This window comes from Pseudoselenomonas caprae (genome assembly GCF_008271345.1).
GTDB classification, from domain to species: Bacteria; Bacillota; Negativicutes; order Selenomonadales; family Selenomonadaceae; genus Selenomonas_A; species Selenomonas_A caprae.
On sequence record NZ_VTOZ01000044.1, the window covers coordinates 1 to 9,580 of the forward strand.

Consider the following 9,580-nt stretch of genomic DNA (forward strand, 5'->3'; position numbering starts at 1 on the left):
TGTAAGTGCGCCATCAGCACCGAGAAAAGGCAGAATCCTTGCGATTGGCTTTGTGTTTGGCTGCCTGTTGTCACTGGGCTATGGTCTGTACTGCTACATAAGAGAAGGGTGAGTAAGATGCAGCCAAGAAGATTCCCGCAGTCCCGCAAGCTCATCATGCTGTTGGGGGATATCGGGCTTATCAGTTTTGCGTATATACTGACAACTTCGTTCGTTTTGGATCGCAGTATTCTGCTGGGGAGCATCAACCTGTATAGCAGTATGCTGCCTGTCATCATGATTATTACGGGACTATTGCTGAATATCAACGGCATGTATTCCATTGTGGAAAAACGTTTTGCCGAGATACTCCTTGGGATGATGGTGACGAATCTATGCACCATGATACTCACGATGGCTTTGAGTTTCTTCATACGTGAATTCTCATATTCGCGTGGCGTCTTGGGCGTGACTGTCATCTTGCAGTTTGTGTTTCTTAGTTGCTGGCGGTATTTGTTCTGGCGCGTCGAACGACGCATCCATGATATGCGGACAGTGCTTTTGATTGGTTCGGAGGAAGAGTGCACGCATGTATACAACCGTCTACGTCAGCAGCCACAGTTGAATCTGAAGCTCAAATACGTGTGTACTAGCATGGAAAACAATGCCTGGGAGAGTGCGGCAAGAGAAGTTGATGTAATCATGGTATGCGCAGAAATGCGTCATCGTCACAAGGTGAAAATCATCAATTACTGTCATGAAAATGGCAAACAGCCATTGTTGATACCGAATACCTTTGAGATATTCTGCAGTGGTGCAGCTCTCGACAAGATTGATGATATCCCTGTATTCCGTCCTCAGAGCCTGCGTCCAACGGTAGAAACGCGAATGTTGAAACGTTCACTGGATCTTGTGGTAGCTGGTATTGGCTTTGTCTGTGCTTTGCCATTTATGTTGGCAACAGCTATAGCGATAAAGATAGGCGACCCAGGGCCGGTGCTCTATAGTCAAATTCGTGTCGGGCGCGATGGCAAGGAATTCAAGGTATATAAATTCCGTACTATGCGTGTCGATGCAGAAAAGTATAGCGGCCCGATGCTGGCACAGGAAAATGATCCTCGTATTACCAAACTAGGACGTTTCCTGCGTGCAGTTCGACTAGATGAACTGCCACAGATCTGGAACGTGATTAGTGGCGATATGAGTGTCGTAGGGCCACGTCCTGAGCGGCCGTTCTTTGTGGAAAAATTTATCAAGGAAACGCCGGAATATGCCTATCGTCACAACGTCAAACCTGGCATCACAGGCATGGCTCAGGTATATGGTAAATACAACACTACACCATTTGACAAATTGGTATACGACCTGATGTATATCGAAAAATGCGGGATACTGACGGATCTGGCCATAATCATTCAGACAGTGCGCGTATTGTTTACCAAAAGTGCAACAGAAGGGGCAGGCATAGAGCAGAAGCCTCTAAATATTGCGAAATACGATATTGATAAAGATATATATGGAGACTTTTAAAGGCGAGTGAAATGAAAATATTGATTTTGGCACATCATGCGGAAGGCTTGTATTTACCGCGGCGCGAATTGATGATGCGGTTAAAGGAGGATGGACATACAGTATTAACTGCTATACCAACTGGAAGATGTTTTGATAAAGTTGCAGCTATTGTAGATGGTGTTTTCCCTGCACCAGTAAAGAGAAGGGGAATGAACCCGTTTTCAGATATAAAGCTTATTTGGTTTTACTATCGCTTGTTGAAAAAACTGAATCCGGATTGTGTATTGACTTATACGATAAAGCCGAATCTTTATGGTGGAATGGTGGCCAGGGCCTGTAATGTTCCATATCTTATGAATATTACAGGGTTAGGAACGGCTTTTGCAAAAGAAAATCTGTTGTGCAGAATAGCAACACTAATGTATAAAGTAGTGGCTGGTCATGAACAATGTGTTTTCTTTCAAAACGCTGATAATCGTCAAATTTTGGAACGGCGTGGTGTTAGCTGGAAAAAACCGATTTTGATACCAGGATCTGGAGTAAATTTAAAACATTTTAATAAGCAAACTTATCCAAATGATGATGGTAAAGTGAGGCTTTTGTTTATTTCACGTATTATGCGAGATAAAGGTATTCATGAATTGGTAAGTGCAGCTAAAATTTTGAAAAATAAATACCCAAATATAGAGTTTCATATCTTGGGAAACTGTGAAGATGACTATGCTTCTAAGATGGAAATGTGGTCAAAAGAACCTAATATTATCTATCATGGGGGCCAAAGAGATACACGTCCTTTCATGAAGGCTTGCGATGCTTTGCTACATCCATCTTATCATGAAGGTATGAGTAATGTTTGTCTGGAAGCTGCAGCTACAGCAAGGCCGATTATTGCTTCGAATATTTCAGGATGTAGGGAAATTTTTGATGAAATGATAAGTGGAATTGGATTTGAGCCTCATAATGTGAATTCATTGGTTAAGGCAATCGAGACCTTTATCAATCTGCCTTATGAAACACGAAAGAATATGGGCATATGCGCTAGGAAAAAAGTAGAAGAAAAATTTGATCGGAATCTTGTAATACAGGCTTATATGGATGAACTTGAATGTTTGGAGGCTATGAGAAATTGATTACACGGGAAGACCTTTTAACAGGGAAAGCCAAACTATCCTTGGTGGGGCTAGGGTATGTTGGCATGCCGATAGCGGTAGCCTTTGCACAAAAGCTATCAGTAATAGGGTATGACAACAATGAAGAAAAGATTGTGTTGTATCAAAAAGGGATTGATCCTACGAAAGAAGTGGGAGATGTTGTTATTCGGAATTGTGGGGTAGAATTTACTGCTGATGAGCGCAAGTTGCAAGAGGCGAAATTCCATATCGTAGCAGTTCCTACGCCAGTAAAGCGTGATCATTCGCCGGATTTAATGCCGGTGGAAAGTGCAAGCCGGACAGTTGGCAGGAATCTGACCAAGGGAAGTATTGTTGTATACGAGTCGACCGTTTATCCTGGCGTAACAGAAGATGTATGTGTCCCTATACTGGAGCAGGAGTCTGGACTGAAATGTGGTGTTGATTTCAAGGTGGGGTATTCACCAGAACGTATCAATCCAGGTGATAAAAAGCACCGTTTGAATAATATCGTTAAGATTGTATCCGGCATGGATGATGAGACACTTACTGCTGTTGCGGAGATTTATTCTCTGGTGGTAGATGCGGGCGTTCATCGTGCCGAGAGCATCAAGGTCGCCGAGGCAGCGAAAGTGATCGAAAATAGTCAGCGTGATATCAATATTGCGTTCATGAATGAGTTGGCGATTATTTTTAATAAATTAGGCATTGATACGAAGGCGGTTTTGAAAGCAGCAGGAACGAAGTGGAACTTCTTGCCGTTTTATCCTGGCCTAGTTGGTGGTCATTGTATTGGTGTTGATCCGTATTATCTGACCTATAAGGCAGAGCAGATTGGCTATCATAGTCAGGTAATCCTCTCTGGTCGTCGTATCAATGATGAGATGGGAAAATATATCGCGGAAAACACGGTAAAAAATCTCATCAAGATGGATAAGCCAGTGAAGAATGCAAAGGTTGGTATTCTAGGTTTTACTTTTAAGGAGAATTGTCAGGATACTCGTAACACCAAAGTGTTTGATATTGTACAAGAGCTGCGCTCCTATGGCATTGAACCAATTATCGCTGATTCTGTAGCAGACGCGGAGGAAGCCAAGCGTCTTTATGATGTTGATATCATCTCTTGGGAGAAATTGATCAGTGAGAATAAGTTGGATGCGCTGGTAGTGGCAGTAGCACATGAAGACTTCGAAAAGATGCATCCAGAAGATTTTGATGGGTTATTTGCTGATAAGAAAATCATGATAGATGTAAAAGGTATATTTAACCGTCAGGCGTTTGTAAACGCGGATTTTTGTTATTGGAGGCTGTAAGTTTTGGATTATCGTAGCTTGAAATTTCCCGAAGAGTCATTGTTTTTAGTGACTGGCGGTGCTGGTTTTGTCGGATCGAATCTTTGTGAAGCGATATTGTCTATGGGGTATCGGGTGCGTTGCCTTGATGACCTGTCGACAGGACATATTGAAAATATCGAGGAGATGCGAAAGCATCCAAACTTTGAATTCATCAAAGGGGATATCAAGCATTTTGATACCTGTGATATGGCGTGCAAAAAGGTAGATTATGTCCTGCATCAAGCGGCTTGGGGAAGTGTACCAAGAAGTATTGAGATGCCAGTTTTTTATGCCGTTAACAATATCATGGGCACAGTAAATATGCTAGAAGCAGCCAGAAAGAATAATGTTAAGAAATTCGTTTATGCTTCAAGTTCCTCTGTGTATGGGGATGAGCCGAACCTCCCGAAGCAGGAGGGACGCGAGGGAAATCGTCTGTCACCTTATGCGGTAACAAAATATGAATGTGAGGAATATGCCAAGCAATATACTATGCACTATGGTCTTGATACCTATGGGATGAGGTATTTCAATGTATTTGGCCGGAGACAGGATCCAAATGGTGCTTATGCAGCGGTAATCCCAAAGTTTTTAAAAATGCTTTTGAAGGACAAGATTCCGACAATCAATGGTGATGGCAAGCAGTCAAGAGATTTTACCTATATTGATAATGTAATTTTGGCAAATCTCTTGGCCTGTCAAGCATCGAAAGAGGCAGCAGGGGAAGCCTATAACATTGCCTATGGTGGACGGGAGTATCTTATCGATGTTTATGATTCGTTGAATGCTGTGCTGGGGAAAAAAATTGAACCGAATTTTGGACCGCCACGTGCAGGTGATATTCGTCATAGTAATGCTGATATATCCAAAGCAAAAAAACTTTTGGGATATAACCCAGAGTATAGCTTTGCTGACGGTATAAAATTAGCAATTGAATGGTATAAGGAAAATTTATGTTGAATAATAAAAATGGGGTATTAACAATATCCTTAGATTTTGAATTGCAGTATGGTATAGAAGACCATAACGATGACTATAAACATGCATATAAAGAAAATATATATGGTGCAAGAACGGCAGTTTTAGAGTTATTAAATATATTTTCTGCTTATAAAATACATGCAACATGGGGAATTGTAGGGATGCTTTTAGCAGAAAATAAAAAGGAAATTAGAAACTATGTTGAGTATGCAAAAAGCCAGTGCAAGTGTAGTTTGCCGATAGAAAAATATCTAGATGATATAGGCGAGAATGAAGAAGGCGATAAATGCCACTATGCATTATCTTTGGCGAAAAAGATAATGTGTGTAAAAGGACAGGAGGTAGCATCACATACATTTTCACATTATTACTGTTCTCAAAAGGATAGTAACATAAATGCATTTAGAGGCGATTTGTTGGCTGCTAAAAAAATTATGGAAGAAAAATTAAATATTATTCCTAAAACGATATTATTTCCGAGAAATCAAGTGGAAGCATCATTCCTCAATGCAGCAAAAGAAGTTGGCTTTTCTACTTATCGTGGATTGCTATCTATTTATCCTTATAACAAAACTTATAACAATTTATGTATTAGAGCGATGCGATTAATTGATAGTTATACTGGAATTTTAGGAGAGAAGGCTGTAAGATGCTTCAATAATAATGGAATGGGCAATGTTCCAGCAAGTAGTTTCTTAAGACCATATAGCATAAGGTTTAGTAGCTTTGAAAAAATGAAAAAAGAAATAATAAAAAAAGATATGGAAAAAGCTGCGAAAATGGGAATGATATATCATCTATGGTGGCATCCTCATAATTTTGGGAAAAATATGGAACAAAATATAGAAAACTTAAGAGAAATACTGGAATTTTATAGATACCTATCAGAAAAATATAAAATGGTTAGCATGAATATTGGAGAAGTATCTTCTGGGTATAGCGGGGGAGAATAATATGAGAATTGTTATAGTTAGAAGTACCGATATAGCACCTGATCCTCGTGTGGAAAAAGAAGCATATTCTTTGAAAAAAGCTGGACATGATGTTCAAGTTTTGGGATGGGATAGGGAAGAAAATCATGGTTTTGAATTTATGAATATAAATGCATATGGTCAGATGATTAAAGTGACTCGTGTTGGTATTAAGAGTATTTATGGTGGAAAAATGAAAAATGTATTTCCATTGCTTAAATATCAAATAAATATTTGTAAGTGGCTTTGGGATAATAAAGATACATACGATGCTATACATGCCTGTGATTTAAATACAGGACTGGCGTCGATTATTATGGCGAAATTACTTAAGAAAAAGCTTGTATATGATATATTCGATTATTATCCAGAAGCATATGATATACCTGAAAAATTAAAGAAAATTGTAGCGTGGATAGAGGATCGGGTTATATATGGGGCCAATGCTGTCATAATCTGTACAGAACAAAGGATAGAACAAATAAAATATCACGGCGATATGCAAAAATTGTATATTGTACATAATTCACCAATTGTGAAGAATGAAGTAGAAGAAAAAAATGATGGAGATAAGATAAAAATCGTTTATGTTGGGATTTTACAAAGAAATCGTTATATAGAAGAGTTGATGGATATTGTTTCTAAGAGAAAAGATATTCAGCTAGACATTGCTGGGTTTGGTATATTGGAATCGCAGGTAAAGAAGATGGCTGATGAAAATGAAAATATCTTTTTTCATGGAAAAATTAATTATGAAAAAACATTGCAGTTAGAAAGTAATGCAGATATAATGACTGCTTTATATAAATACAATAAAGAACATCATTACGCAGCACCAAATAAATTTTATGAAGCTTTAATGTTGGGGAAACCTGTAATTATGGAAAAGAATACTGGAGTAGATGAATGGATATCTAAATATGATGTTGGATGTGTTATAGGAGTAAATGCTGTAGATTTGAATTCTGCAATTGACTATCTCATTAATAGAAAAAATGAGTGGATTAGAATGTCTAATGATTTAAAAAAATTATACGTAGAAAAATTTTCTTGGAACATAATGGAGAAACGATTAGTAGGTTTGTACAGAAATATATGAACATTAAACAAAATCGTTATTTGAATTTGTGAGGTAATGATGGATGCTTCCTATATTTTTGTTTCTATGTATAGCATATACTTTGATTGGTTTATATGAAATCAATAATGAAAGGATTTCATATCCAATGAATGAATATATTTATCATATATTAGTCGTTATTATAAGCACTCTAGTTGGATTTAGAGCATATGATATGGGGGAGGATACAACAAGATATTATGAAAAGTTTTTTGATGGAAGTCATTATGCATATGCGGTTCATGGTGAAGTAGGATCATATTTATTGATGGAAATGGCATATCAATTAAATTCACCTCGATTATTTTTTGCTTTGGTTGCATTTGTAGTGATGCCAATATATATGAAAGCAATGAAGGAATATCCTACAGTTAAAAATAGTTTAGGCTGGGGATATATGTTATTCCTTGGAACTACTGTCGGATTATCAGCTGTCTGTTCTTACGAACGACAGGTTATAGCATGTGGAGTGGTATTGTATGCTACAAAATACTTACTGTCAAGAAATATATTAAAATATACAATACTGATTATGCTAGCGTCGACGTTTCATATTTCGTCTTTTTTTTTGATAGTTTTATATCCATTAACTGCACGTGAAGTGAAGTATGAAAATGTATTGATTGTAGGGGTTATCCTATGTGAAGTGATAAAAGTATCATATGAGTATATATCTTTGATATTGCCTCACTATGGATTATATTTTACAGATTTTAGTGATGATGGACATGGAATAAAGCAAATGGTTCTGTACTGTCTTATGTATGTCATATTTGCGATGGGGTATATCAAATATAGAAAGGATTTTAGATATAATGTGTTTTTTAAAATATATACATTAGGTATTGTTTTGTTACTCTGTTTTTATCCAATGTTGGGCGTATCTGTTAGCGTGCGTATAGCTTTTGTTTGTTTGAGTTATATGTTTTTACTTTTGGGATATTGCGTAGAAATAGACAATGCCTATATAAGGATGATAAGTAAGGTAAGCTTTACTGTCGCTTTGACGGCACTATATTTTTACGCTATGGATGTCGCTAATATGATTCCGTTTGATATAGATGGTTTCTGAAATAATTATTGTAATCAGTGGTAATTACGTAAAAATAAATTGATTTTTGATGAAAAGAGTTAGTGTATGGATAAAATAAAAATCATAGCAAACTATCTGCCACAATTTCATGAAATACCTGAGAATAATCAGTGGTGGGGAAAAGGGTTTACCGATTGGGTAGCATCAAAGAAATCAGAGCCACTTTATCCAAATCATAAACAACCGAGAATCCCTCTTAATAGACATTATTATGATTTAGCAGATGTTGATGAAATTCGTTGGCAGGCTGGTTTGGCTTCTAAATATAATATATATGGTTTTGGTATTTATCATTATTGGTTTTCGACAGAACAAAACCTTTTGCATAAACCAGCGGAATTGATACGTGATAATAAAGATATCGATATCCATTATATGTTTATATGGGATAACGCATCGTGGGCTAGAACTTGGAGTAAAGCTAAATTCAATAATGATTGGGCTCCTAAATATGACATGGATACAGAAATGATAAAAGATGATAGCGTTTTGGCTAAACTTGAATACGGAGACAAAAAAGAGTGGAAAGAACATTTTGAGTATTTGATGACTTTCTTTAGAGATGAGCGATATATTAAAATAGGCAACAAACCATTATTTGCCTTTTTTCAACCTAATAACAAATTCAATGTTATTAGAAAAATGAGTGAATATTGGAATGAATTGGCAATTGAATATGGTTTTGATGGAATAGTATGTATGTCTCGTGATAATTGGCAGGGGGAACACTTGCAGTGTAGTTTTAAATATGCTCCTGCAACATATGGAGATAAATGGGAATCTGCAATTATAAAAATAAAGAAGATGATAAATAAAAAGTTAGGTAATCCATTTGTATATGATTATGATAAAAGATGGAATTACATTCTACGCGATGCAGAAAAGTCTCGTTCCTCTGCTTTTTTAAGTGGATTTGTTGATTTTGATGATACTCCGAGACGGGCTCGAAATGCTACGATAGCAGAAGGCGGTACACCACAAAAATTTTACCAATATATGAAGAGATTAATGAATATATCATTAACGCAAGGGAAAGAATTTGTTTTTGTAACTGCATGGAATGAATGGGGAGAAAGTGCTTACTTGGAACCTGATGAGATAAATGGATACGAATATTTAGAGGCACTGAAAAAGGCAGTGAATGAAGTAAATGGATGACGTTAAAAGTGAAACGGCAGGTCTTATATGGCGTTTATACTTATTAAAGATGCGATTGGGACAAGATGGATTATGGTTGACAATACGATTTTATATGCGTCGAATTACAGCTTTGCTTTTTTGTAGAATAATCTTTGGACGTGGGGATGTTAAGGTTCCATCGGATGCTAGACTAGGTGGTTTAAGATATATAAAAATTGGTCAAAACTTTACTGCTGGTCGGGGCTTATGGATGGAAGCAATATGTCGTTTTCCAGCGACTGGTCAAAATTTTGCTCCAGAGTTAATTATTGGTGATCGCG

The 9,580-nt window shown here is 37.1% G+C and carries 9 protein-coding genes; all 9 read left to right on the forward strand.

What is annotated here, in order from left to right:
* Positions 1-117 precede the first annotated feature (117 nt).
* Positions 118-1,509 (forward strand): sugar transferase, encoded by a 1,392-nt coding sequence (locus tag FZ041_RS13920; RefSeq protein ID WP_149190000.1) that lies wholly within the window; start codon positions 118-120, stop codon positions 1,507-1,509.
* 11 nt (positions 1,510-1,520) lie between these two features.
* The gene (locus FZ041_RS13925) at positions 1,521-2,621 is read left to right on the forward strand and encodes a glycosyltransferase family 4 protein (protein WP_149190001.1); all 1,101 of its coding nucleotides are present in this window, start codon (positions 1,521-1,523) and stop codon (positions 2,619-2,621) included.
* Positions 2,618-3,934: a nucleotide sugar dehydrogenase gene (locus FZ041_RS13930; protein WP_369407326.1), complete on the forward strand. Its 1,317-nt coding sequence runs from the start codon at positions 2,618-2,620 to the stop codon at positions 3,932-3,934. Before FZ041_RS13925 ends, FZ041_RS13930 begins: the two co-directional genes overlap by 4 nt.
* A gap of 3 nt (positions 3,935-3,937) precedes the next feature.
* Positions 3,938-4,915 (forward strand): SDR family oxidoreductase, encoded by a 978-nt coding sequence (locus tag FZ041_RS13935; RefSeq protein WP_149190003.1) that lies wholly within the window; start codon positions 3,938-3,940, stop codon positions 4,913-4,915.
* Positions 4,909-5,889 carry a polysaccharide deacetylase family protein gene (locus FZ041_RS13940; RefSeq protein WP_149190004.1) on the forward strand — a complete coding sequence of 327 codons (981 nt, stop codon included), beginning with the start codon at positions 4,909-4,911 and terminating at the stop codon, positions 5,887-5,889. Before FZ041_RS13935 ends, FZ041_RS13940 begins: the two co-directional genes overlap by 7 nt.
* Before the next feature lies 1 nt (position 5,890).
* A complete protein-coding gene (locus tag FZ041_RS13945) occupies positions 5,891-7,006 on the forward strand; it encodes a glycosyltransferase family 4 protein (protein WP_149190005.1) in 1,116 nt (371 codons plus the stop codon).
* Between the two features lie 127 nt (positions 7,007-7,133).
* Positions 7,134-8,099, forward strand: coding sequence for an EpsG family protein (locus FZ041_RS13950; RefSeq protein WP_187626389.1), 966 nt, complete (start codon positions 7,134-7,136; stop codon positions 8,097-8,099).
* A 66-nt stretch (positions 8,100-8,165) separates the two neighbouring features.
* A complete protein-coding gene (locus FZ041_RS13955; protein ID WP_149190007.1) occupies positions 8,166-9,278 on the forward strand; it encodes a glycoside hydrolase family 99-like domain-containing protein in 1,113 nt (370 codons plus the stop codon).
* Positions 9,271-9,580, forward strand: a 310-nt coding sequence (locus FZ041_RS13960; RefSeq protein WP_149190008.1) for a hypothetical protein, incomplete at its 3' end; no start/stop codon positions are given. The genes FZ041_RS13955 and FZ041_RS13960, both read left to right, overlap by 8 nt.

What these genes read in the sequence shown, in the direction of transcription:
- FZ041_RS13920 (WP_149190000.1), top strand. Translation starts at nt 118, where the DNA reads ATGCAGCCAAGAAGATTCCCGCAGTCCCGCAAGCTCATCATGCTGTTG.
- FZ041_RS13940 (WP_149190004.1), top strand. Translation starts at nt 4,909, where the DNA reads ATGTTGAATAATAAAAATGGGGTATTAACAATATCCTTAGATTTTGAA.
- FZ041_RS13925 (WP_149190001.1), top strand. Translation starts at nt 1,521, where the DNA reads ATGAAAATATTGATTTTGGCACATCATGCGGAAGGCTTGTATTTACCG.
- FZ041_RS13945 (WP_149190005.1), top strand. Translation starts at nt 5,891, where the DNA reads ATGAGAATTGTTATAGTTAGAAGTACCGATATAGCACCTGATCCTCGT.
- FZ041_RS13955 (WP_149190007.1), top strand. Translation starts at nt 8,166, where the DNA reads ATGGATAAAATAAAAATCATAGCAAACTATCTGCCACAATTTCATGAA.
- FZ041_RS13950 (WP_187626389.1), top strand. Translation starts at nt 7,134, where the DNA reads ATGAATGAATATATTTATCATATATTAGTCGTTATTATAAGCACTCTA.